At 65.3% G+C, this 23074-nt stretch carries 29 protein-coding genes; 12 read left to right on the top strand and 17 right to left on the bottom strand.

Annotated features, from left to right (window positions below):
- Nucleotides 1-162 precede the first annotated feature (162 nt).
- Entirely contained in the window at nucleotides 163-489 is a 327-nt protein-coding gene (locus tag IY145_RS16225) for a hypothetical protein (protein ID WP_196409160.1), read from the top strand.
- Between the two features lie 73 nt (nucleotides 490-562).
- On the opposite strand, the gene IY145_RS16220 is transcribed toward IY145_RS16225, so the two are convergent.
- The 10 genes from IY145_RS16220 to IY145_RS16175 all read right to left on the bottom strand — a co-directional run bounded on the left by IY145_RS16220 (nucleotide 563) and on the right by IY145_RS16175 (nucleotide 7663).
- The gene (locus tag IY145_RS16220; protein WP_196409159.1) at nucleotides 563-946 is read right to left on the bottom strand and encodes a hypothetical protein; all 384 of its coding nucleotides are present in this window, start codon (nucleotides 944-946) and stop codon (nucleotides 563-565) included.
- A 194-nt stretch (nucleotides 947-1140) separates the two neighbouring features.
- The gene (locus tag IY145_RS16215) at nucleotides 1141-1695 is read right to left on the bottom strand and encodes a nucleotide disphospho-sugar-binding domain-containing protein (protein ID WP_281433697.1); all 555 of its coding nucleotides are present in this window, start codon (nucleotides 1693-1695) and stop codon (nucleotides 1141-1143) included.
- Entirely contained in the window at nucleotides 1692-2153 is a 462-nt protein-coding gene (locus tag IY145_RS16210; RefSeq protein ID WP_196409157.1) for a hypothetical protein, read from the bottom strand. The genes IY145_RS16215 and IY145_RS16210 overlap by 4 nt, the downstream gene beginning before the upstream one ends.
- A gap of 72 nt (nucleotides 2154-2225) precedes the next feature.
- Nucleotides 2226-3824: a peptide chain release factor 3 gene (locus tag IY145_RS16205; RefSeq protein WP_196409156.1), complete on the bottom strand. Its 1599-nt coding sequence runs from the start codon at nucleotides 3822-3824 to the stop codon at nucleotides 2226-2228.
- Between the two features lie 81 nt (nucleotides 3825-3905).
- Nucleotides 3906-4223: a DNA-binding transcriptional regulator gene (locus IY145_RS16200; protein ID WP_196409155.1), complete on the bottom strand. Its 318-nt coding sequence runs from the start codon at nucleotides 4221-4223 to the stop codon at nucleotides 3906-3908.
- Complete coding sequence (locus tag IY145_RS16195) at nucleotides 4216-4530, bottom strand: transcriptional regulator (protein ID WP_196409154.1); 315 nt, start codon at nucleotides 4528-4530, stop codon at nucleotides 4216-4218. The genes IY145_RS16200 and IY145_RS16195 overlap by 8 nt, the downstream gene beginning before the upstream one ends.
- Nucleotides 4531-4578: 48 nt before the next feature.
- A complete protein-coding gene (locus tag IY145_RS16190; RefSeq protein WP_196409153.1) occupies nucleotides 4579-5166 on the bottom strand; it encodes a DUF3501 family protein in 588 nt (195 codons plus the stop codon).
- An 18-nt stretch (nucleotides 5167-5184) separates the two neighbouring features.
- On the bottom strand, nucleotides 5185-5688 hold the full coding sequence (locus tag IY145_RS16185; RefSeq protein WP_196409152.1) for a hypothetical protein: 504 nt from the start codon (nucleotides 5686-5688) through the stop codon (nucleotides 5185-5187).
- A 21-nt stretch (nucleotides 5689-5709) separates the two neighbouring features.
- Nucleotides 5710-7050 carry a heterodisulfide reductase-related iron-sulfur binding cluster gene (locus IY145_RS16180; RefSeq protein WP_196409151.1) on the bottom strand — a complete coding sequence of 447 codons (1341 nt, stop codon included), beginning with the start codon at nucleotides 7048-7050 and terminating at the stop codon, nucleotides 5710-5712.
- Between the two features lie 193 nt (nucleotides 7051-7243).
- Nucleotides 7244-7663, bottom strand: a complete 420-nt coding sequence (locus IY145_RS16175; RefSeq protein WP_196409150.1) for a rubrerythrin family protein — start codon at nucleotides 7661-7663, stop codon at nucleotides 7244-7246.
- A gap of 260 nt (nucleotides 7664-7923) precedes the next feature.
- On the opposite strand from IY145_RS16175, the gene IY145_RS16170 reads away from it, so the two are divergent.
- Nucleotides 7924-8403 carry a J domain-containing protein gene (locus IY145_RS16170; protein WP_196409149.1) on the top strand — a complete coding sequence of 160 codons (480 nt, stop codon included), beginning with the start codon at nucleotides 7924-7926 and terminating at the stop codon, nucleotides 8401-8403.
- Nucleotides 8404-8427: 24 nt separating this feature from the next.
- Here IY145_RS16170 and der read toward each other — a convergent pair whose 3' ends face one another.
- Both der and IY145_RS16160 read right to left on the bottom strand, forming a co-directional pair.
- A complete protein-coding gene (der, locus tag IY145_RS16165) occupies nucleotides 8428-9825 on the bottom strand; it encodes a ribosome biogenesis GTPase Der (protein WP_196409148.1) in 1398 nt (465 codons plus the stop codon).
- Nucleotides 9826-9875: 50 nt separating this feature from the next.
- Nucleotides 9876-10574, bottom strand: a complete 699-nt coding sequence (locus tag IY145_RS16160; RefSeq protein ID WP_196409147.1) for a tetratricopeptide repeat protein — start codon at nucleotides 10572-10574, stop codon at nucleotides 9876-9878.
- Between the two features lie 233 nt (nucleotides 10575-10807).
- Between IY145_RS16160 and IY145_RS16155 the strand changes: the two genes are divergently transcribed.
- Nucleotides 10808-11980 (top strand): HupE/UreJ family protein, encoded by a 1173-nt coding sequence (locus tag IY145_RS16155; RefSeq protein WP_196409146.1) that lies wholly within the window; start codon nucleotides 10808-10810, stop codon nucleotides 11978-11980.
- 99 nt (nucleotides 11981-12079) lie between these two features.
- Here the strand turns inward: IY145_RS16155 and IY145_RS16150 are convergent, their stop codons facing one another.
- From IY145_RS16150 to IY145_RS16130, 5 genes are all read right to left on the bottom strand, one after another.
- Nucleotides 12080-12445, bottom strand: a complete 366-nt coding sequence (locus tag IY145_RS16150) for a 2Fe-2S iron-sulfur cluster-binding protein (RefSeq protein ID WP_196409145.1) — start codon at nucleotides 12443-12445, stop codon at nucleotides 12080-12082.
- Nucleotides 12446-12505: 60 nt separating this feature from the next.
- Nucleotides 12506-13660, bottom strand: a complete 1155-nt coding sequence (locus tag IY145_RS16145) for a glutathionylspermidine synthase family protein (protein WP_196409144.1) — start codon at nucleotides 13658-13660, stop codon at nucleotides 12506-12508.
- On the bottom strand, nucleotides 13657-14094 hold the full coding sequence (locus tag IY145_RS16140) for a hypothetical protein (protein WP_196409143.1): 438 nt from the start codon (nucleotides 14092-14094) through the stop codon (nucleotides 13657-13659). The genes IY145_RS16145 and IY145_RS16140 overlap by 4 nt, the downstream gene beginning before the upstream one ends.
- 9 nt (nucleotides 14095-14103) lie before the next feature.
- Nucleotides 14104-14511 (bottom strand): DUF350 domain-containing protein, encoded by a 408-nt coding sequence (locus IY145_RS16135; protein WP_196409142.1) that lies wholly within the window; start codon nucleotides 14509-14511, stop codon nucleotides 14104-14106.
- Between the two features lie 84 nt (nucleotides 14512-14595).
- On the bottom strand, nucleotides 14596-15057 hold the full coding sequence (locus IY145_RS16130) for a flavodoxin family protein (RefSeq protein ID WP_196409141.1): 462 nt from the start codon (nucleotides 15055-15057) through the stop codon (nucleotides 14596-14598).
- Nucleotides 15058-15216: 159 nt separating this feature from the next.
- Between IY145_RS16130 and lnt the strand changes: the two genes are divergently transcribed.
- The 9 genes from lnt (at nucleotide 15217) to IY145_RS16085 (ending at nucleotide 23063) form a co-directional block, all read left to right on the top strand.
- A complete protein-coding gene (gene lnt, locus IY145_RS16125; RefSeq protein WP_196409140.1) occupies nucleotides 15217-16899 on the top strand; it encodes an apolipoprotein N-acyltransferase in 1683 nt (560 codons plus the stop codon).
- Nucleotides 16900-17022: 123 nt separating this feature from the next.
- Nucleotides 17023-17463, top strand: coding sequence for a helix-turn-helix domain-containing protein (locus IY145_RS16120; RefSeq protein WP_196409139.1), 441 nt, complete (start codon nucleotides 17023-17025; stop codon nucleotides 17461-17463).
- Nucleotides 17464-17609: 146 nt separating this feature from the next.
- The gene (gene metK / locus IY145_RS16115) at nucleotides 17610-18800 is read left to right on the top strand and encodes a methionine adenosyltransferase (RefSeq protein ID WP_196409138.1); all 1191 of its coding nucleotides are present in this window, start codon (nucleotides 17610-17612) and stop codon (nucleotides 18798-18800) included.
- A gap of 53 nt (nucleotides 18801-18853) precedes the next feature.
- Nucleotides 18854-19555 (top strand): tRNA (guanosine(46)-N7)-methyltransferase TrmB, encoded by a 702-nt coding sequence (gene trmB / locus IY145_RS16110; protein ID WP_196409137.1) that lies wholly within the window; start codon nucleotides 18854-18856, stop codon nucleotides 19553-19555.
- A gap of 63 nt (nucleotides 19556-19618) precedes the next feature.
- A complete protein-coding gene (locus tag IY145_RS16105) occupies nucleotides 19619-20512 on the top strand; it encodes a co-chaperone YbbN (protein ID WP_196409136.1) in 894 nt (297 codons plus the stop codon).
- Nucleotides 20513-20558: 46 nt separating this feature from the next.
- Nucleotides 20559-21227, top strand: coding sequence for an LON peptidase substrate-binding domain-containing protein (locus tag IY145_RS16100; protein ID WP_196409135.1), 669 nt, complete (start codon nucleotides 20559-20561; stop codon nucleotides 21225-21227).
- 56 nt (nucleotides 21228-21283) lie between these two features.
- The gene (locus IY145_RS16095) at nucleotides 21284-21514 is read left to right on the top strand and encodes a Trm112 family protein (protein WP_196409134.1); all 231 of its coding nucleotides are present in this window, start codon (nucleotides 21284-21286) and stop codon (nucleotides 21512-21514) included.
- Between the two features lie 5 nt (nucleotides 21515-21519).
- The gene (locus IY145_RS16090) at nucleotides 21520-22407 is read left to right on the top strand and encodes an acyl-CoA thioesterase II (RefSeq protein ID WP_196409133.1); all 888 of its coding nucleotides are present in this window, start codon (nucleotides 21520-21522) and stop codon (nucleotides 22405-22407) included.
- 317 nt (nucleotides 22408-22724) lie between these two features.
- Nucleotides 22725-23063: a P-II family nitrogen regulator gene (locus tag IY145_RS16085; RefSeq protein ID WP_003610684.1), complete on the top strand. Its 339-nt coding sequence runs from the start codon at nucleotides 22725-22727 to the stop codon at nucleotides 23061-23063.
- The last annotated feature ends 11 nt before the right edge of the window (nucleotides 23064-23074 follow it).

Here is a 23074-nt window from a genome sequence, read left to right as displayed (position 1 = left end):
AACGCGCGTCGCGCCCAGGGCGATGGCGCGAACGCCGCAATAGGCGCGTTCGCCTGATTGCCCCGGCCTCGCGCCGTTTCGAACTTTTCACAGCCGCGCGATCATGCGATGTAGCCGACGACGCCGGCCCGTTCGCCCGCGCCGCAGAGGGGGCTCGCCAAGATGAATTCCTCCAATCCCGGTCGGCTCGCGAGGCTCGCCTGCGCCGGCGCGCTCTTCGCTCTGGTCTCGGGATCGTCGGTCGCCCAGGACGCCGATTTCTCGCAATTGCCGATCTACCGGGAGTATCGCGACCAACTCGCCGCCCAGGGCTGGAGGCCGGACGCCGGCTTCGGCCTCAAGCTCCCCTCCGGCAAGCCGCTCTATCGCTTCCCCGAGGTGCTGTGCGGGCCGAAGATCTGCCACGCGCGCTGGATGCGCTCGGGAACGGAGAAGATCGTCACGCTGATCCGCGGCGACCTAACCGAGGACTATCGCGTCTCGCCCTGATGGCGAGAGGCGCTTGTTTCGACGCGTTTCCGAGGCTGAACGGGACTTCCCTCCGGCAGGAAGCGCGCTCGGCTCACTGCCGCGCCGGCGCGGCGGCCTGCGTCGCGAGAACGCCCGAGAGCCGCTCCACGAGATCGGCGGCGACCGCCGCGGGCAGAGCGAAGGCCAGCCGATTGCCGTCCGGCGAGACGAAAGTGAGGAGCAGATTGTCGCCGAGCATCTCGCGATGCAGCGCGACATTCTCGACCGGCGTCGCCAGCACCGCCTCGACCTCGCCGCTCGCCGGCTGCCTCTCGGCGAGGCCCTTCTCGCGCAGCGCGAGCGCGGAGCGGGTCAGATCGAGAATATCGGCGGCGGTGAGGACGATCTTCGCCGTCACGCCATCGTCGCCAGTGCGGCTCAGAATGAAATCATCGCCGATCGGATCGAGGTTGAGGCCGGACGACGCCTCGGACATGGGTCTGCGCTCCTGGGATCGGACTAGAATCCTTCCGTGTTTCAATGAAACACGGAAGGATTCTAGTCCTTCGCTTTGACGCCTTTCCAAGGCCGAACCGACATTCACTTCGGCTGGAAACGCTCTAGAAGCGTCAGCATATTCGAGCCGATCGCAAATGTCTCCATCGGCTGCGCAGACCGGCCGGGCGCCGTTCAGCGAAAGGCGAGAGCGATGGCCGATTCGTCCTCGCATCCGGCCGCCGGCTCCATGGGCGGCCCCTCTGCGGCGAGCAGGGATTCGACGAAATCGACCGAGACGTTCTCGTCCTCGGCGCGCAAGGCCTCTCCCATCAAGCGCGTTTGGATTCGAATATACGAGTCCTTTTCCACGCATTGCAGCAGAGCGCTCATCTCCCGCGTCGTGACGGTGCGGAAATCGCCGCGAACGCCGAGTCCGTGATAGACGACGCGCGCCGTATTTCCGGGGTGATCGAAACCGATCGGGAAGACGATCATCGGCACGCCGAAATAGGCGCATTCCTTTATCGTGGCGGCGCCGCCATGCACTATGGCGAGCGCGGAGCGCCGGAGCAGCGCCAATTGCGGCGCGCGCTTCGCCAGGATCACATTCTCCGGCACATTGTCGAAATCGCCCGGGTCGAGCGCGTCATAGAGGCAAACGACCCAGCGATCGTCCGGCCGCGTCGCCGCGACGTCGAGAACGACCTGAAAGAACCCGCGATATTTGTCGGGACGGCCCCAAGTCAGCGTGCCGAGCGCGCTTCCGCGCGCGCGAAGGTGGAGCAGAGATAGACGCTGACGACGCCCGCCTCGAAGGCCAGCAATGACGGGATGATCACCTCGAAGTCGGAGCTGTGGATGATCAGGAGATCGGGCCTCGCCCTCTCCAAAATATCCTGGAGCTCGCGGTCGCGATCGGACGCCAAAGCCTCCAGCAGCGCGACCGATGCGCGGCTTCTCGCACGCGCTTCCTCGCGGCGCTTCTGCACGCTCCAATCCTTCGTCTCATCCGCCGCCGGCTCCTCGGGCAACCAGCCGACATAGACGGGCGTGAAGGGAAATCCATGCGGCTCGATGAATTTCCGGCTGCTCGCCGGGCCGATATAGGAGACGTCGTGCCCTCGCGCGCGCAGGCCGCGCGCGATTTTGAGCCCCGCGAGGACGGAGGCCGGCATCGGCCATACGACGAAGACGATGCGGGCCATGAAGCGCTCCGGCCTAATGAAGCGCTCCGGCCTAAGTCAGCTGGAAACTAGACGCTTCGGCGCAGGGTCGCGTCACCCCTTCGCCACCCCGCTCTTTTGATAATCCTTCACATCCGAGAACACGATCGCAGCATGCCGCTCCGCGTCATAGCGCAGCTGGAACTCGCTCGACGACATGAACACGGGCGCGCCGTCTATGTCCTCCGCCATGGAGGAGCCATGCGAGTCGACGAAGCTCTTCATCGCGATCGGATCATTCGACGTGATCCAGCGGCAGATCGCAAAGCGCGAGGTCTCGTATTTCGTCTCCAGCCCATATTCGGCCTCGAGCCGCGTCGCCAGCACGTCGAGCTGCAGCGCGCCGACGACGCCGACCAGCGCGCCCGAGCCGTCATTGGGCAGAAACAGCTGCACCACGCCCTCCTCCGCGAGCTGGCGCAGCGCCTCGCGTAGCTTCTTGGCCTTCATCGCGTCGGAGATGACGATGCGGCGCAGGATTTCCGGCGCGAAGCTCGGCACGCCGCGGAAGGAAATCTCCTCGCCCTCGGTGAGCGTGTCGCCGATGCGCAATATGCCGTGATTGGGAATGCCCACGACGTCGCCCGCATAGGCTTCATCGGCGATGGAGCGGTCGCGCGCGAAGAAGAATTGCGGCGCATTGAGCGAGATGGTTTTGCCCGTGCGCACGATCTTCGCCTTCATGCCGCGCGAGAGCTTGCCCGAGCAGACGCGCATGAAGGCGATGCGGTCGCGATGGTTCGGGTCCATATTCGCCTGAATCTTGAAGACGAAGCCGGCCATCTTCGGCTCCTTGGCCTCGACATGGCGCTTGTCGGCGTCCTGCCCGCGCGGCGAGGGCGCATATTCGGCCATAGCGTCGATGAGATCGCGCACGCCGAAATTGCGCAGCGCGCTGCCGAAGAAGACGGGCGTCAAATGCCCCTCGCGAAAGCCCGCGAGCTCGAACTTCTTGCAGCCTTCCTCGGCGAGCATCGCCTCTTCCAGCCAGGCGTCCGCCTCATGCGCCGGCAGCAGCGCGAGCAGCGCCGGATCGTCGAGGCCGGAGACGGTCATCGGCTCCGTGTCGGCGTCGATCTTGCGCACCGATTTGGTCGCGAAGCAGTAGGTGCCGGCAAAGCTCCGGCCCGAGCCGATCGGCCAAGTCACCGGCGCGGTGTCGAGCGCCAGCGTCTTCTCGATCTCGTCGAGGAGCGAGAAGGGATCGCGGCCATCACGGTCCAGCTTGTTGATGAAGGTGACGATCGGAATGTCGCGCAGCCGGCACACTTCGAAGAGTTTTCGCGTGCGCGCTTCGATGCCCTTGGCGGCGTCGATCACCATCACCGCCGCATCCACGGCGGAGAGTGTGCGATAGGTGTCTTCCGAAAAGTCCTCATGGCCCGGCGTGTCGAGCAGGTTGAAGACGCAATCGCCATATTCGAAGGTCATCACCGAGGTGACGACGGAAATGCCGCGCTCGCGCTCTATGCTCATCCAATCGGAGCGCGTTTGCTGAGCGTTGCGCTTGGCCTTCACCGCGCCGGCGAGCTGAATCGCGCCGCCGAACAGCAGAAGCTTCTCAGTGAGCGTGGTCTTGCCCGCGTCCGGGTGGGAGATGATGGCGAAGGTGCGCCGCCGCGAGACGGGGTCGCTCGGCTGTGGGCTGGTCAAGGCTGAGGCTCGCTGGAAAGTGGCGGGTTCGCCACGCCCTTTAAGGGCAATCGGCGGATAAGGCCAGCTTTCCGTGCCGGCTCACGCCGCGAGCTCGCGCAAGACCTCCGGCCGCCGCTCGGCGATCTTATAGAGCGTCACCGCGGCCGCGGAAGGCTTGCGCCGGCCCTGCTCCCAATCCTGCAAGGTCCGCACGGAAACGCCCAGCAGAGCGGCGAACGCCGCCTGCGACAGGCCGGAGGCGAGCCGCGCGCGCGCGAATTGCGGGATTTCGGGCGGGATTTCGGGATTGTGGACCCGCGACCTGGCGCCGGCCTTCATCTCCCGCACCGATGCGAGCAGCTCCGCGCCGATGTCGATCGCCTTCGCGCGCTGGGCGGATTTCGGAGCGTCAGCCATCGTCGAGTTCCTTCTTGATCTGACGGAGGACATCAGCGGGAATATTGTCCCGCGCCGACTTGGGATAGACCAGCAGCAGCCAAACCTCTCCATTCGCCAGCCGATTGAAATAAATCACGCGAACGCCGCCGCGCTTGCCGCGTCCGACGCTCCCCCAGCGAATTTTTCTCAGGCCTCCCGAGCCTGGAACGACATCTCCGGCCTCCGGGTTCGACGCGATGAAGTCGATGAACGCAGTCCGATCGTCATCTTCCCAGCACTGAGCGGCGAGCCGCGCGAAAGTGGGAGTTTCGATGACGGTCGACACAGGGAGAATATATACGGCTACGCCGTATAGACGTCAAGGCCGCATCGCTCACGCGAAATCCCCCGCGAGTTCCACCCGCACAGCCTCCGGCATGACAGCGATATGCCCGTAATTCTGATGCGTGAAGCCGATCAGCGCGCGCGCGCCCGGCGTGCGGAACGCCGCCGCCTGCGCATCGGTGAAAGGAAAATGCACGAATTGCACGGCCGAGGCCTTGCCGTCGGCCCTGGTGCGGTCCTGATCGGCCTCGGCGACGCCGGCGATGCGCTCGCCGCCCAATTCGATGAAGGCGGTCTCCTCGATCGCGCCCAGCGTGTCCAGCACGCGCTTCCTGCGCAGCGGATCGTCGATCTCGATCATGAAGGTGGCGACCAATTCGCGGCCCTTGGGGATCAGCGGATCATAGGCGGCGATCTCGCTCGGCGCCTGCTCGAGCGTCCCCTTCTCTATGTGGATCATCTCCTGGATCTGCAGCCAGATCGTCTCGAAATCCTCGAAATAAAAGGTCACGAACGGCCCGACCTCGATGCGGCGATTGCGCTTGCGCGCGGCGATGCGGCGCCGGCTCTCGATGCGAATCTTGACGTATTCGTCCGGCGGAAGAAGATCGGCGACGGTGATGTGGTGCTTCGCCATCGTGCTATCTCCATTTACCTAAATGTAGCGCAGCAGTTTGTGTTCGTCTTCAGGTTCGAATGTGATCCCAGCGGCTCGGTAGCGAGCCATCAGATCAAAGAAGTCTGCGCCATCAGGATGTCGATTGCGTAGCCCTTTTTTGGTAAGAGCGGCATCTTCTTGCTTCAAGACCACAACGCCTTGAACATGACGGCGCAAAAAGTCTCGCATTTGCTCTGTCGATTCGGTCGCCTGCCGTAAACCCTCTCGTAGCAGTTTTAGCGGTATCGCGTGCTCATATGTGATAGGAAAGCGCCCACTATTAAAGGGAATGCCCATTTCACGTGCATTGCGGTGCATAACCCTCGCGGCCTTGGAATGAGGCCGATCGAAAGACCACTTCGCTGCTACCCCGCCTTCGTAAAGAAAAAAAATTGCTTCACGCCTTACTTTATCAATCCGCTGCGGTGGTAGGCCACGGTCAACGAGATCATGTAGCTGAATCAATATTTGTCTAATCGCTTCAACCGTCGTATTTTCCATCGTGCTTCTCAGAATTCGTGATCAAAAGAACCCATAGGCCCGCGCGAGAATCTCGATCGGATGCGCGAGAAGCTCGGGCTTTTTCGCCTCGGCGTCGAGCCGCTCCATGCCCTGCACGATATGCGGGCCGGAGAGCGGACATTCCGAGACGATATAGGCTTTGCCCGAAGATTGCGCCTGCCGCGCCACCGGCTTGCCCACCTTCAGCGCCGTCTCGAAATTGGGCGTCTTGTAGCCCCAGGCTCCGCCATGGCCCGAGCAGCGCTCGATGACCGCGACATCCGCCTGCGGGACGAGATTCAACAGCTCCGCGCCCTTCCGCCCGATATTCTGCGCGCGCGAATGGCAGGAGACATGGAAGGCGACGCCGCCCTCGATGGGCCCGAGCCCTTCCGCCAGTCCCTCCTTGCGGGCGATGCCGACGACATATTCGCTGAGATCATAGGTCGAGGCAGCGAGACGCTTCACTTTTGGATCATCGGTGACGATCAGCGGCCATTCGAATTTCAGCATCAGCGCGCAGGAGGGAACCAGCGCGATAATGTCATAGCCCTTGTCGATCCAGGGCTCGAAGGCGGCCGCGACCTGTTTCGCCGAGGCTGCGACCTCGCCGATGAGCCCCTGCTCGAGCAGCGGCATGCCGCAGCAATGCGGGTGCAGAATCTCCGTCTCGACGCCATTCTTGGCGAGCACCGCGCGCGCGGCGAGGCCGACGCCCGGATCATTATATTCGCCGAAACAGGTCGCGTAGATCACCGCCTTGCGGCCGAAACCCGGCGCGTCGCGATTCACTTCGACCGGCTGCTCCTTCGCGAGCGCGGCGAGCGTTTTCTTCGAATATTTGGGCAGCGCGGCCTCGTGATGCAGGCCGGCGACCTTCTCCAGCGCATTGCGCGCGGCCGTATGCGCGCAATCCGTCGCCCAATTGGCGAGCGGCGCGAGCTTCGTCGCCAATGCGCCATTGCGGTCGGTGTCGGCGAGCTGGCGATCCGCGAAACCGACGCCGTTCTTCTTCGCCTCGACGGCGCGATAGCGCAGCATCAGATGCGGGAAGTCGAGATCGAACTCATGCGGCGGCACATAGGGACATTTGGTCAAAAAGCACATGTCGCAGAGCGTGCAGGCGTCGACGACCTTCTTGAAATCGGCGCTATCGACGGTCTCGATTTCGCCTTTCGCCGACTCGTCGACGAGATCGAACAGGCGCGGAAAGGAATCGCACAGATTGAAGCAGCGCCGGCAGCCATGGCAAATATCGAGCACGCGGCGCATTTCGGCGTCGAGCTTCGCCTCGTCGTAGAAGTCTGGATTTTCCCAATCCAACGGACGCCGGAAGGGCGCCTCGAGCCCGCCTTCTCTCATCTCGCTTCCAAGCCCTTCGCGTCCATTGCCTGATGAATTGTTCCGCGTTCGTCATCGCGAGGAGCGAAGCGACGAAACGATCCAGGGGCCGCAGGGCGGCTCTGGATCGTTTCGCTTCGCTCGCAATGACGGCGGCAGGCCGTTCCGGCGGCTCCTGCTTTCGTTCGGGCCGCCGGACGATTGTCGGAAAAGCCTACTTCAGCTCGTCCAGCGCCTTTTGGAAGCGGCCGGCGTGCGAGCGCTCGGCCTTGGCCAGCGTCTCGAACCAATCGGCGATCTCCTCGAAACCCTCCTCGCGGGCGGAGCGCGCGAAGCCAGGATACATATCCGTATATTCATGCGTCTCGCCGGCGACGGCGGCCTTCAAATTATCCTCGGTCTTGCCGATCGGCAGGCCGGTCGCGGGGTCGCCCACCACCTCGAGGAATTCGAGATGGCCATGGGCATGGCCCGTCTCGCCCTCCGCCGTGGAACGGAAGACGGTCGCCACATCATTGTAGCCCTCGACATCCGCCTTTTGGGCGAAATACAGGTAGCGGCGGTTCGCCTGCGACTCACCGGCGAAGGCCGCTTTGAGATTCTGCTCGGTCTTCGTGTCCTTGAGCGTAGCCATAACTCAGCTCCTTGGATGAACCCTGATCGGGGCGCCGCCACTGTCCCGATGGCCAGTCGGAACGCCCTTGTTTAGAATAATTCGAAATTAATGATTGCCAAGCGCCAAAGCCGTCTTTGCCTGGGGACGAGGCGCCAAATCCATGCTGCAGCGCGATATTGGCTTCGAAACTGCATGTAACGCGAGATTGTACGAACGCGGCCGGCCCTTTTCGCACAAAAGCGACGGGGTGCGGCGCCCGACGCATGAGAGCGCGCTGAATGTCGGAGGAATTGGACTGGGTCGTCTGGAACGGCTCGCTCGGCGTGTCCGACAAGGTCGCGATCGGCCGCGTCGAGATCGTCGACGGCGTCCGCACCGCCTGTCTCGCGCCGCCCTATGAGGTGGTGGGGCCGTTCAGCCTGGACGAGTTGGAGACGCAAGGGCGCATCGCCTTCGGCGCCTGCTTCGTCATGTCGCGCGAGCGCTGGAAGGAGGATCAGGTCGAGCTGCGGATCGAGGGCCGCAAGCAGCGCGCCGCCTTCCAGAAGATGTTCGATTTCGACGAGGACGACAATCAGGAGCACCGCGAGACGCTGGAGCTGCCGACAGAGGGCGCGCTCGAGCCCGCGGAGATCAAAGCCGCCTTTCGCCGCCTCGCCAAGACCGCGCATCCCGACGCCGGCGGCAGCGCCGAACATTATCGCCGCATCGCCGAGGCGCGCGATGCGCTGCTGGAGCAGTTCGAAGGGGCGAGCTGATCCGGCCGTCGGCCAGAGCGGGGCCTATCTCTTCCCCTTGTCGTAGGGATTCTCCCCCGAGCGCGTCGAAATGCGGATCGGCGTGCCGGGCAGATCGAAGCCGCGGCGCAGGCTGTTCATCAGAAAGCGCAGATAGCTCGTCGGCAGCTCGTCGAGCTGATTGCCGAACAAAATGAAATGCGGCGGCCGCGCCTTGGCCTGCGTCATATAGCGAATCTTGATGCGCCGGCCGGAGACCGCCGGCGGCGGCGTCTCGTCTATGGCGCTCTCGAGCCAGCGATTGAGCCGCGCCGTCGAGATGCGCCGGTTCCAGACGTCATGCGCCCCGAGAATCGCGCGCATCAGGCCGTCGAGGCCGTAGCCGGTCACGCCGGAGACGGGAACGACCGGCGTGCCTTTGATCTGCGGCAGCAGGCGCTCGGCCTCCTCGCGCAGCTTGGCGAGCCGCGTTCCCGGATCGTCGACCGCATCCCATTTGCCGAGCGCGATGACGACAGCCCTGCCCTCGCGCGCGGCGAGATCGGCGATGGTCAAATCCTGCTTCTCGAAGGGAATGGCCGAATCGAGCAGCAGCACGACGACTTCCGAGAAGCGCACGGCGCGCAGGGCGTCGGCGCCGGCGAGCTTTTCCAGCTTGTCGACGACCTTGGCGCGCTTGCGCAGGCCTGCTGTGTCGAAGAGCTTCACCTCGCGGTCGCGCCAGCGGAAGGGCACGGAGATGCTATCGCGGGTGATGCCCGCCTCCGGCCCGGTAAGCAGGCGATCCTCGCCGAGCAGGCGGTTGATCAGCGTCGATTTGCCGGCGTTGGGGCGCCCGACGACGGCGATGCGCAAGGGCTTGGTGGGATCGGCCTCGCTGCCGTCCTCATCCGCCGAGACGGCGATATCGGTCGCGGCCTCGTCGTCCTCCTCCGGCGCCTCGGTCGCCTCCGGCAGAGCCTCGCGCAGCGCGTCGAACAATGCGCTCATGCCCTCGCCATGCTCGGCCGAGAGCGGCACGGGATCGCCGAGGCCGAGCTCGTAAGCCTCGACGAGACCCGCCTCGCCCTTGCGCCCTTCCGCCTTATTGGCGGCGAGCACCACGGGCTTGCCGGCGCGGCGCACGAGGTCGGCGAAATATTTGTCGTCCGGCGTCACGCCGACGCGCGCGTCGATCATGAAGAGAATGGCGTCGGCGACGTCGATCGCCGCCTCCGTCTGCGCGCGCATGCGCCCTTCCAGCGTCGCGGCGGCGCCCTCCTCGAGGCCCGCCGTGTCGATGATGGTGAAGCGCAGATCGGCGAGCCGCGCCTCGCCCTCGCGGCGATCGCGGGTGACGCCGGGCCGGTCGTCGACGAGCGCCAGCTTCTTGCCGACGAGCCGGTTGAATAAAGTCGACTTGCCGACATTCGGCCGGCCGATGATGGCGAGCGTGAAGGACATTGTGGCCCTTTGGTCCAACGTCGCGGCGACGCCGCCTGCAGCGTTATTGCTTACTTCGCCGGCGCCGGAGCGGCGGGCGCGGGTGTCGCGGCCGATGAAGACCCACGCGCGGCGTCGAGCAGCGCCTTAAAGGCGCCGGCGCGCTGACGCATCGCATGCGGCGCCTCCTGATCGTTGAGGATGATCTTGAAGGCGCGCTCGGCCTCGTCGAAATCGCTGTCCTGGAGCGCGTCGAGCCCCAAGAGCTCCTGCGCCGTGTAGCGGAACGGCCCATTGGCGATGACGAGCTCGCCCAAATGATCCGCCATTTTCTGCCGCTCGCCCTGCTCGAGCAGGATGACCCCGGCGCGCAGCTTGGCGACCTGCTGCGTCAGCTTGTCGACGCCCTTGTCCTCGGCGATGGCGTCGAAGGCCGCGACCGCCTTGGCCTTGTCGCTTAGCGCCAGCTCCTCCGCCGCGCGCAGGCGCGCCAGAGTGGCGTAGCCTCGGGGCGCGTCCTTGACGACAGCCTCGAAGGCGGCGAGCGCCTCGGCGCTCTTGCCCTGCGTCGCGAGCGCGGCGGCTGCGCCGAAGCGGACATTGGCGCCCTCGGCGGCCTTGATGCGATTGCTCTCGTAGAAGCTGTAGACGCCTGTCGCGACGACGACCAGAAAAGCGCCGACGATCACCGGCGTCTGATAACGCTTCCAGAGGTTCGCCGCCTTGTCCCGGCGGACGTCTTCGTCGACCTCGTGGAAAATGTCGGACATGGCCGCTCCTGTCGAGATTGGCGCCGGGACGATCCGGCCGCGGAGGCCGCTGTTAGCATGAGCAAGGACGCAAGGCCAGTTCTCCCCGCCCATCCAGACAGCGGACTTCGCCTGCGGCGATAGACCTCCCCCTCGGAGAGACCCCGCGCGCGCCCGTCGTCTTGTTCTCCGCCACTGTATGATGTTATTTTATTTTTTTCATACACAGAAACAGCCATGGGAGGCGCGCCGCTATGAATTTTCGGGTCCGGCCAGCGACGGCGATTTTTGCGTTCTTCGCCCTCGCCTCTTCCTTCCTCGCCTCTTCCCTGGTCTGCTCCCCGGCCTTCGCCCACACTGGGGATATTTCCAGCGCCAAGATCGTGCCCGAGACTGGCGACCGCTATCGCGTCGACGTCGGCTTCCTCGGAACGGATATAGAGCGCATGTTCCAAGAGACCCAGGAGGAGCGCGCCGGCGTCGACCTCTCGCCGCCGGGCGTGCTCGAGGCGGAGATCGGCAAATTCATCGTCCGGCGCGTCGATCTGCGCAACGCCGAGGGCAAGCTCTGCGCGAGCAAAGTGGTCTACGCCGGCGAGGATCCGACCAATCCCTATGACGCCAAGGTCTCGCTGCAATTCGACTGCTCGGGCGTGGCGGGCCCGATCCTCTATGATCCCGCCCGGCTGATGACGACGCAGGGCAAGCGCGCCAAGCAGCTCGTCTCGATCGGCGAGCGTCCCGACCAGCCCGTGCTCACGCCAGAGCAGCGCGTCGGCGCGACGCCTGGCCCCGGGCAGGTGCTGATCTTCCCCGACGACGGCGCCGTCGATCTCTCCAAGCCATTGCTCACGCCCACGCCCTGGGAGCTCGCGCCGAAATTCTTACATGCCGGCATAGAGCACATCATGACCGGCTATGATCATCTGTGCTTCCTGCTCGCCGTCGTGCTGTGGGCGAGCCGCATCTGGCCGGTGGTGAAGATCGTGACCGCCTTCACCGCCTCGCATTCGGTGACTCTGACGCTCGCCGCGCTGAATATCGTGACGCTGCCGAGCTTGTGGGTCGAGATCGCCATCGCGCTGTCGATCGTCTATGTCGCGGTGGAGAATTTCTTCACCCGCGTCACCGACACGCGCTGGCGCGACACATTTCTCTTCGGCTTCATTCACGGCTTCGGCTTCGCGAGCGGGCTCATCGAGATCGGCGTCCCGCAGCGCGCCGTCGTGCCGGCGCTGGCGAGCTTCAACATCGGCGTCGAGGTCGGCCAGATCGGCGTCGTGCTCGTCGTCGTGCCTTTGCTGCTGGCGCTCGATCGCTTCTCCGACAAGGGCAAGCGCAGCCCGAAGATCGTCTATCCCTGCTCCGCGCTCATCGCTCTGTTCGGCCTCTATTGGGCCGCCGAGCGCGTCGGCCTCCTCGGCTGACGCAGCTCCTTCGTCATTCGCGCGACAAAGCAATCCAGACGCCGCGCTGCGGAGATGGATTGCTTCGCTCCGCTCGCAATGACGCGAGACGCGGCGACGTCAGGCGCCGCCGGGCTCTCCGGTGAACTTCACCAGTATATCCTGGTCGCGCACCACATATTGGCAGGCGAGCCGATATTTCGGCGGAATATCGTCGACCTCCGCGCGGATGATCTCCTCCGTGGTGATCTTGCCCATGGACTTGAGCTGCGCCTTCTCTTTCTCGGTGAGCGTCGCGCCCATCGTTTTATCGTCGAGCGGCGCCACCTCGATGAGGCAGGAGCCGCATTCGCCGTCCTTGCAATCATGCGGGATCGGAATCTTATTCGCCTCGGCGACAGCGAGTATCGTGTGCGTGTCGCCGGCGACCGCATAGACCGTCACATTTTTGTGGAGAAGAGGGGTGGAGAAAGTGACGTCGGGCATGGCCGTCCTCCCTTATTTTTTTATTTGCAGGGAGAAGCGTACGCCTCGACCCGTCATGCGTCAATCGACGATCGCATGCGGCAAAAAGAGCGAGCGATCCGTCGTCACCAGCGACGAATCCTCACGTATGCCCATGCCCGCCGGAGCGCCGCCGACGAGCCAGCAGCCGAGCACGGGATAGCGCCCGCCGAAATTGGGCAACAGACATAATTCCTGCCGCACAAATCCTTCGCCGCCATATGTTCCCTGCGTCTCCGCGAGACGCGCGTCGCCATCGACGAGCGCGACATTGGCGCCCTCGCGCGAATAGAGCGGCTTGCGCGCATAGCGCGACAATGACGATGCGCGCGCATCGTCCTCGAAGAAGCAGGGCAGAAGATTGGGATGGCCTGGCGCCGCCTCCCACAGAAAAGCGAGAAAGCCTTTGTTGGAAGCGACCGCCTTCCATGGCGGCTCGACGAAGCGCGTCGCGCCCATCGCCGCGGACTTGCCGAAAGAATCGGCGAACATCCACTCCCAGGGATAGAGCTTGAACAGTCGCTCGACGCGTCGCCCCAGACGATCGACGAACATCTCGCCGGAAAGGCCGATGTCGCGCATATCGATGCGCGCCGTCCACGAGCCGGCCTGCGTCGCGCAATCGGCGAGATAGGCGACATTGCCGCGATCCTCGACGCTCGCCGTCATGCAGGCGAAATGCACGGGACCGCCATCGGCGATCTCTCGCCATCGCGCGATCAGCCGATCATGCAGCGAATTGAACTGATCCGCGCCCTTCGGCAAATGGCCGCGCTCGATCATCTGCTCGAGCCAGAACCATTGCACGGCGGAGGATTCGAACAGGCTCGTCGGCGTGTCGGCGTTATATTCGAGAAGCTTGGGCGGCCCCTCTCCATCATAGGAAAAATCGAAGCGTCCGTAGAGCGAGGGATCGCGCCGCGCATGGCTCTCGGCGATGAGCGCCCATGCGTGACGCGGAATGCGCAGACGCTCGAGCGCCTGCTCGTCGGTCACGATGCCCGCGATCACCTCCTCGCAGAGCGCGGCGAGATCGGCCGTCGCCGTCTCGAGACGATCCTCGATCTCGCGCATCGAAAAAACATACCGCGCGCTCTCGTCCCAATAGGGCTCGCCGTCCGCTTGCGCGAATTGAAAGCCGATTCTTTTCGCCTCTTCGGCGAAGTCCGGCCGCGGCGGCGAAAGCTCGCGCCTCACGATCCGCCGCCATGACCCGAGCCGGCGCCGCCGAAACCGCCGAAGGAAACCGCATGGCCGGAGACGCCGCCGCCGCTCGAATTCGACGAGGACGAGAAGGACGACGAGCCGCTGGATGACGAGCCGTGCGAGGAGCTGCTCGAAGACCCGCCGCCGTGACCGCCGCCACTGCGCGATTGGCGGCATTCCTCCTGCCGCTCCCAGTCGCCTTCCTTGGCGCAATCGCGCCGACGCGCATTTTCGATCGCCGCATAGGTTCCGATCGATAGCGAGCCGGCGGCGATCAGCGCGATGACGATCGAACGCTTACGGCCTGCGGAAGGCGCGCCCGCGCCGCCGAGAAGCCCCTTCGGCGCATTGGTGACGACGGGCGGGGCCTGGCCGCGGCGTCCGAATTCCTTGCGGGGTTGCTCGGCCCGGGGGTGCTCCGCCATGGCGCCGCCTCAGGGGCTCATGCAGGCGGCGCTGAGCACGCCGGCGGAGATGGAGACGGCGCCGAGCCAGACCGCCGCGGCGATGGCGTTCTGCTCGATCGCCTGCGAGAGCCCTGGATGCGCGAGCCGCGCGAGAAGATAGGCGATGATCTGCGTGGCGAAGGCGACGAAGCCCCAGATGATGAACTCGAGCCCCGATTGCGTATTATGCACCGCGCCAGCGAGCGCGATGGCGAAGCCGATGAGGCTCCCTCCGAAGGCGATGGCCGCGGAGGCGTTGTGCTCATCGACGATGAGATCGAATTCGCAATGCGGCGTGAGCCGCGTGTAGACGACGCAGAATGCGGCGCAATAAGCGATACCCCCGAGGAAATAGGCCGCAAAGGACAGAAGGCCGGTGACGAGGTCTGCGGGCAAAGTCGGTCCTCTCGAAAATATCGAGCGGAGAGGTTAGCAGGGGCACCGTAGGAAGGAAAGCCGCAGGCCTGGGCGTGCGCGCCGTCAAAACACCCCCGCCTCCAGCCCTGCGGCCATGGCCATTCCGAGCTCATGGCAAGCGCGCTCGAACTCCTCGCGCCATTCCCCGCGAAAGATCAGCGGCTCCTGCACGGCGCGCCAGCGCAAGCCCGTCGCCACGCTCTCGACGCTGCGCCTGGCGCCGGCGCCGTCATTGCCGGCGCGGATGTAGAGCGCATAGGGACGCCCCTGCGTGCGCTCGAGGCAGGGATGATAGCAGCGGTCGAAGAAATCCTTCAGCGCGCCGCTCATATAGCCGAGATTTTCCGGCGTCCCGAGAATGAGCGCATCGGCCGCCAGCACATCCTCCGGCGTCGCGGCGAGCGGCGCGCGGGAAACGACCGCGACGCCGGCGATCTCGCGCGCGCCGGCGAGAACCGCGTCGCGCAGTCGCTCCGTGTTGGGAGACGGCGCATGGGCGAGGAGGAGCAGACGCTTACCGGCCATGGGGCGAAGAATTCTCCTTTGACCGCCACGGCTTGTGCGCCGCCGCACAGCGCGGCCTCCGCGAAGATGATAGCGCCTTTTTCCGCTCGTGCGACCCTCTAGGGCGTAGCCGTCGGACGGGCTAGAGTCCTCGCGCCACTTCGAATCGAACGGATGCCCATGGCGCAGCAATTCCTCACCCAGACCTTCTCCGACGGCTCGAGGACAGGCCCCACACTTCCACAACGCATCATCCTCGCCGAAGGCTGGACGCGCCGCGCCATCGCCTTCGCCGCCGGCGCGGTGGGCGCGCTGGCGCTGGCCCCGGTCGATTTCGCGCCGGCCATGTTCGTGACCCTGTGCGTCGCGGTCTGGCTCCTCGACGGCTCCGCGGCCGCCAGCGGCGAGAGCGGCTTCTCTTATCTCGCCGCCTCGGTCCGCCGCGCGGCGGGCGCCGGCTGGTGGCTCGGCTTCGGTTATTTTCTCGCCGGGCTCTGGTGGCTCGGCGCCGCCATGCTGGTCGAGCCCGACCAATTCGCCTGGGCGCTGCCGCTCGCCGTCATCGGCGCGCCGGCGGTCCTCGCCCTTTTTCCGGCGCTGGGCTTCGCGCTGGCGCGGGCGCTGTGGTCGGGCGGCTCGGCGCGCGTCTTCGCGCTCGCGGCCGGCCTCGGCGCCTCGGAGTTTCTGCGCGGCCATATCTTCACCGGCTTCCCCTGGAATGATTTCGGCATGGCGCTCGCCGCCATCCCCTTCCTCGATCAGACGGCGGCGCTCGTCGGCCTGCATGGGCTCGATATTCTCGCGGTGATCGTGTTCGCCGCGCCGGCGACGCTCGCCGACGGCCGGCGACGCCTCACCCCGGCCGTCGTCGCCGCGCTCGTCCTCGCCATCGCGATGGCGGGCTATGGCGCGCTGCGGCTCGCGTCGGGCAAAACGGAATATGTCGAGGACGTGAAATTGCGGCTGATGCAGCCGAACCTTCCGCAGGACGCCAAATTCAAGCCCGAGAACGGCCCGGCGATCCTGAGCCGCTATCTCGAGCTGTCCGACCGCGCCGTCGCGCCCGGCCGCTCCGGCGTCGCCGACGCGACCCATCTGATCTGGCCGGAATCGGCTTTCCCCTTCATTCTCTCGCGCGATCCGGACGCGCTGGCGCGAATCGCCGCGACCATGCGCGGCGCGGTTCTCGTCACCGGCGCCGCACGCGCCGAAGAAGACGGGCGCCGCGAGAACGGCAGGCGCCGCACGAAAATCTTCAATTCGGTCCTGGCCGTGCAAGGCGGCCGCATCGTCGCCGCCTATGACAAGATCCATCTCGTGCCGTTCGGCGAATATCTGCCGCTTTCGAAACTGCTCGCGCCGCTCGGCGTCACGCAGCTCGTCCCCGGAATCTGGGACGAGGGGACCGGCCCGCGGCGGTTCGCCGCGCCCGGCCTGCCGCTCGCCGCGCCGCTGGTCTGCTATGAGGCGATCTTTCCGGGCGAGACGGTCGCGGCCGGCGGCGAGCGGCCGCAATGGCTGCTCAATGTGACCAATGACGGCTGGTTCGGCGCGACGAGCGGCCCCTATCAACATTTCGCGCAGGCGCGACTGCGAAGCATCGAAGAAGGCCTGCCCTTGGCGCGCGTCGCCAACACGGGGATTTCCGCGGTCGTCGACCCCTATGGGCGCGTTCTCGAGCGCCTGCCGCTCGGCGTCGACGGAGTCATCGACGCGCGCCTGCCGCGAGCCGCGGAGGCGCCGCCTTTCGCGGCCCATCCTTTTCGCTGGACTTCAACGCTTTGGTTCTTCACAATAATTTTCGCCCTGTTCGGACGCTTTCGCGGCCTCGCAGGTTTGACTGCGTTCCGAGCCGGTGCTTAATGAAACACCCCTCGAAATCGCGGCCAATGCGTCCGCGCCAGCCCTTGGCTCGGCGAAACTCCGCTTAAGATCAGCCCCTTCGACAAAAGGCCGGACAGTCATGAGCAAAAGGAACCAGTCGCAGTGAAAAAGGCGCCCGATCCGATCGACCGGCACGTCGGAAGTCGCGTGCGCATGCAGCGCATTCTGATGAAAATGAGCCAAGAGAAGCTCGGGGAGGCGCTGGGCCTGACATTCCAGCAAGTGCAGAAATACGAAAAAGGCACAAACCGCATCGGCGCGAGCCGGCTGCAACAGATTTCGAAGTCGCTGAACGTGCCGCCCTCCTTCTTCTTCGAAGGCGCGCCGTCCACCCAGCCCGCCGGAGACGGCTTCGCCGAGGAATCGTCCTCGCAATATGTCGTCGATTTCCTCTCGACGGCGGAGGGCCTCCATCTCAACCGCGCCTTCGCCCGCATCAAGGATCCCAAGGTACGCAAACGCGTGATCGACCTGATCTCGACGCTCGCCGATCAGGACGAAGCCGCCAAGGAGCCGGTCGCCGCCGATCCGGTCGCCAAATAGGCGGCGTCTCGACGATCAGAGTTCTCTATAAAGAACATTTTGCCGCAGACGGCTTGACGAAACGAACGACCCCTGTCTTGATTTAGACGAGTGGAAGGGTCTGTCCGCCAGTAAGCGGCGGGTCGGCGATTGGACGGAGATCGAATGTGACACGACAGAACTATCTTTTCACCAGCGAGTCGGTTTCGGAAGGCCATCCCGACAAGGTATGCGACCGTATTTCCGATGAAATCGTCGATTTGTTTTTTCGCGAGGGCGCCAAATTCGGCGTCGACCCCTATCAGATCCGCGTGGCCGCCGAGACGCTCGCCACCACCAATCGCGTCGTGATCGCCGGCGAGGTGCGCGGCCCCGCCATCCCCAAGGAGCAGATCGTCGACGTCGCCCGCAAGGCGATCAAATCCATCGGCTATGAGCAGGCCGGCTTCCATTGGCAGAACGCCGATGTCGAAGTGCTGCTGCACGCGCAATCGGCCGATATCGCCCAGGGCGTCGACGCCGCCGGCAATAAGGACGAAGGCGCGGGCGATCAAGGCATCATGTTCGGCTATGCGGTGCGCGAGACGCCCGACCTGCTGCCGGCCCCCATTTATTACGCGCATAAAATCCTCGAGAAGCTCGCCCACGCCCGCCACAGCGGCAAGGAGAAAGGCCTCGGCCCCGACGCCAAGAGCCAGGTCACTCTGCGCTACGAGAACGGCAAGCCGGTCGAGGCCACGCAGATCGTGCTCTCGCACCAGCACACCGACGAGAATCTCACGCCGCAGGACATTCGCGCCATCGTCGAGCCCTATATCCTCGAAGCGCTGCCCGCGGGCTTTGTGACGAAGGAGACGGTGTGGCACGTCAATCCGACCGGCAAGTTCCACATTGGCGGCCCGGACGGCGACGCCGGCCTCACCGGCCGCAAGATCATTGTGGACACCTATGGCGGAGCGGCTCCCCACGGCGGCGGCGCCTTCTCCGGCAAGGATCCGACCAAGGTGGACCGCTCGGCCGCCTACGCCGCCCGCTATCTGGCCAAGAACATCGTGGCGGCCGGCCTCGCCGACCGCGCGACGCTGCAGCTCTCCTACGCCATCGGCGTCGCCGAGCCGCTGTCGATCTATGTCGATCTGCACGGCACCGGCCAAGTGCCCGAGGACAAGGTCGAGGCGGTGCTGCCGCAGATTCTGCGCTTGTCGCCGCGCGGTATTCGCGAGCATCTGCAGCTCAACAAGCCGATCTACGCCCGCACCTCGGCCTATGGCCATTTCGGCCGCACGCCGGACGAGGAAGGCGGATTCTCCTGGGAGCGCACCGACCTCGCCGAGGCGCTGAAGGCGCACTTCTCCTGACGAGTGTAATCGGCCAAGTCCCGATGAGCGCAATCGGCGAAGACGACGGCGCCATGAATGAGACCGACAGCGGCGCGCCCCTTGTGGCGCGCCGCCTCTACGGGCGCAGCAAGGGCAAGGCCCTGCGCGCCGGCCAGGCGCGTCTGCTTCAGGATCTCTTGCCGAAGCTGACGCTGGACCTCTCGGCGCCCTGCCCTTCGGCGGCGAGCCTATTTTCGGCCCCCGTCCAGCACGTTTTTCTCGAGATCGGCTTCGGCGGCGGCGAGCATCTCGTCGCGGCCGCGGCGGCGCGCCCCGATGTCGGCTTCATCGGCTGCGAGCCCTTCGTGAATGGAATGGCCAAGCTCCTCGCCAGAATCGACGCGCTGGGCCTCGCCAATATCCGCCTCCATCAGGGCGACGCGGCCGAGGTCATCGGCTGGCTGCCGCGAGCGAGCCTCGGCCGGACCTTCCTCTTCTACCCGGACCCATGGCCCAAGCGCCGCCACCGCAAGCGGCGTTTCGTCGCGAAGGAGACATTGGACGCGCTCGCGCGGGTGATGACGCCGGGCGCGCAATTGCGTTTTGCGACAGACATCGACGATTATGCCGGCTGGGCGCTGGCGCGCGTCCGGGACGCCACGGATTTTGCATGGACCGCGGCGACGTCGGCGGACTGGCTCACGCCCTGGGAGGGTTGGACGCAGACGAAATACGAGGCGAAAGCGATGGCGGCCGGACGCAAACCGGTCTATCTGACTTTCGTGAGGCGTTGAGGACGCGAGCGACGGCTGGCGGGCGAGTGACGCCCAGCGGGAGAGCGTGCGGGAGACGGTGCGATGGCGGCGGAACTGACGGCGCAAGACGACACCCGGGCGACCGAGACGACGACGGCGACATTTCGCGCCGACGTTCTGGAGGCGTCGCTGCGCCAGCCCGTGCTCGTCGATTTCTGGGCGCCCTGGTGCGAGCCCTGCAAGCAGCTCGCGCCTGCCCTGGAGCGGGCGGTGAAAGCCGCCGACGGACGGGTGAAGCTCGTCAAGATGAATATCGACGAGCATCCGGAGATCGCCGGCCAGCTCGGCGTGAAATCCATTCCCGCCGTGGTCGCCTTCCAGCGCGGCCGGCCGGCTGACGGCTTCGTCGGCGCGCTGCCGGAGAAGCAGCTGCGCGGCTTTATCGAGCGGCTCGCCGGCCCGCTCGAGGACGAGGGAACCGACGCTTTTCTCACCGCCGAGGCGCTGATCGGCGAGGGCCAGCTGGAGGCCGCCGAGGCGATCCTGCTCGAGCTCGTCGGAGAGACCCCGCCCTTCGCCAAAGCGGCGGCCGAACTCACCCGCCTCTATGTGGAGCAAGACCGTCTCGCAGACGCGCAGGCACTGCTCGACGGCCTGCCCGCCCCAACGCGCGCGGACCCGCTCGTCGCCGCAGCGGCGGCGTCGCTCGAGAATGCGCTCGCCGCCTCCGATCTCGGCGAGATCGACGAGCTCCAAAAGCGCGTCGGCTTCGATCCGGACGATCTGCAGGCGCGCTTCGATCTCGCCCTCGCGCTCAACGCCAAGGGCAAGCGCGACGAGGCCGCCACCGCGCTCCTTGACATCATCCGAAAGGACCGTAGTTGGAGCGACGACGGGGCGCGGAAGCAACTCATCCAGTTCTTCGACGCCTGGGGGCCGCTCGACCAAGCGACCATAGGCGCGCGGCGGCGCCTGTCGTCGCTGCTGTTCTCCTGATCCGAGCGAGTTTCTCGAGGAGTGGCGGCGATCGCCGCTGACCGACATGAGCGTCAATCAACCCTATAAAGATGCGAACGCATTGCCGGACGTCGTTCCGGTGTTTCCGCTGACCCGCGCGCTGCTGCTGCCGCGCGGCGAGCTGCCGCTCAACATATTCGAGCCGCGCTATCTGGCGATGGTCGACGACGCCATCGCCTCGCAGCGCGTCATCGGCATGATCCAGCCTCTGCCGGGTCAGGACGAGCGCGAGCAGACCCCGATCCTGCACCGTATCGGCTGCGCCGGACGCATCACGCGATTCTCCGAGACCGGCGACGGCCGCTATCTCATTTCCCTCACCGGGATCGCGCGCTTCCGCATAGAGGAAGAGCTGCCGGCGACGCTGGCCTATCGGACCTGCCGGGTCAGCTATGACGATTTCCTGATCGATCTCGAGCCCGGCGCCGGCGAGGCCGACGTCGATCGCACGGGGATGATCCGCATGCTGCGCGAATTCGCCGACGGCTCGCAGCTCGACGTCGATTGGACCAGCATAGACGCCGCCCCCAACGAGGCGCTGGTGAATGCGCTCGCGATGATGAGCCCCTTCGGCGCCAATGAGAAGCAAGCGCTGCTCGAGGCGGTCGACCTGCGCTCGCGCGCCGAGATTCTCGTCGCGCTGGCCGAGCTCGATCTGGCGCAGAACAGCGACGATCCGCCGCAATTTCATTAGAGATTATTTCCGCCGCTGCGGCATATACCGCTTCTGACTTGCAGAAAGGCGCCACGATGAGCGACAAATCCGAGAAGCCCGCGAGCGAAGGCGAGGACGCTTCCGCATCCAAAGCGACGAAGGTCGATCCGCGCCTTTTGGAGATTTTGGTCTGCCCGCTCACCAAATCGACGCTGGAATATGACGCCGAGCGGCAGGAGCTGATCTCCCGCTCCGCGCGGCTCGCCTATCCGATCCGCGACGGCATTCCCATCATGCTGCCGGAGGAGGCGCGGCCGGTCGACTGATCCGCATGGACGCCCCCCACCCCACGCATGAGCTGCTCGCGCTGCTCGACCTCGAGCCCCTCGGCGAGGACGTCTTCCGCGGCTACAGCCGGTCCCGCAGCCCGCGCGTCTATGGCGGGCAGGTCGTGGGACAGGCGCTGGTCGCCGCGCAGCGGACGGTCCCGCCCGAGCGGCCGGCCCATTCGCTGCACGCCTATTTCATCCTGCCCGGCGATCCGCACGCGCCGATCGATTTTGCGGTCGAACGTCTGCGCGACGGCAGGAGCTTCACGACCCGGCGCTGCGTGGCCCGCCAGCGCGGGCGGACGATTTTCTCCATGGAGGCGTCGTTCCAGATCGACGAGCCCGGCCTCGAGCATGCGTTCCCGGCGCCGCAGGCCCCCCCTCCCGAGAGCCTGCCGACGAAGAATGCGCTGGCCGAGCGCTTCGCCGAATTCCTGCCGCCGGGCGCCACCGAATGCATCGCCGGATCTCCGGCGGTGGATATACGCGTCGTCGATCCACACGCCTATTTTTCGAACACTGCGAAGGCGGACGCGAAGCAGTTCATCTGGTTTCGACTGGTCGACCGCATCGGCGACGATCTGGCGACGCACCAATCCGTGCTCGCCTATCTCTCGGATATGACGCTGCTGAACACTGCGCTCATCGCGCATGGACGCTCGATCTTCGACGATCGCTTGCAGGTCGCGAGCCTCGACCACGCCTTGTGGCTCCATCGGCCGTTCCGCATCGACGAATGGATGCTCTACGCCCAGGACAGCCCCACCGCCGCCGGCGCGCGGACGCTCACGCGCGGAATGATCTTCTCCAAGGATGGACGTCTCATCGCCTCGGTGGCGCAGGAGGGACTGATCCGCGATCTCTCAATCGAAACTCGAGCAGACCGCTGATTATTTAATAGGCGCCTGCCGCCTTTTTCCAGGCGCCTTCTCTCGCGTCCGCCTGCTGAGCCCCTGCGACGGCGCCGGGCGGAAAACCCTTGTCCTGCGCACTGCCCGCCTCCTGCGGCTCTTCGCCACGGAATTGATTTGATTTGCAGTTCTTTTCTGTTTCGTGTCGCCCCGCGAAACCGCGCGGTGGCTGGCACGGCATTTGAAAGCTCGCGGCCTGAGCACAACGGTGCTCATCATGGCCCTCGCCACATTGGGCGCCGTCTCGCAGGGCGAGCCGTCACAGCCATGAAGGTCCAGAACAACAGGATAGGCAGATGAAAATCGTGACAGCGATCATCAAGCCCTTCAAGCTCGATGAGGTCCGTGACGCGCTGACGAACATCGGCGTCCACGGTCTCACCGTGACGGAAGTCAAGGGATACGGGCGTCAGAAGGGCCACACCGAGATCTACCGCGGCGCGGAATACGCCGTCAGCTTCCTGCCGAAGCTGAAAATCGAGGTCGCCGTGACGTCGGAGCTCGTCGCCAAGGCCATCGAAGCGATCACCACCGCCGCCCACACCGGGCAGATCGGCGACGGCAAGATTTTCGTTCTTCCTCTCGAGCAGACGATCCGCATCCGCACCGGCGAGCGCGACGCCGACGCGCTCTGACCCACTCACGA

The sequence above is a fragment of the Methylosinus sp. H3A genome, from assembly GCF_015709455.1.
In the GTDB taxonomy this organism is placed as follows: domain Bacteria; phylum Pseudomonadota; class Alphaproteobacteria; order Rhizobiales; family Beijerinckiaceae; genus Methylosinus.
The sequence above is the reverse complement of the archived record's forward strand: the minus strand, read 5'-3'. Positions and strand labels throughout refer to the sequence as shown.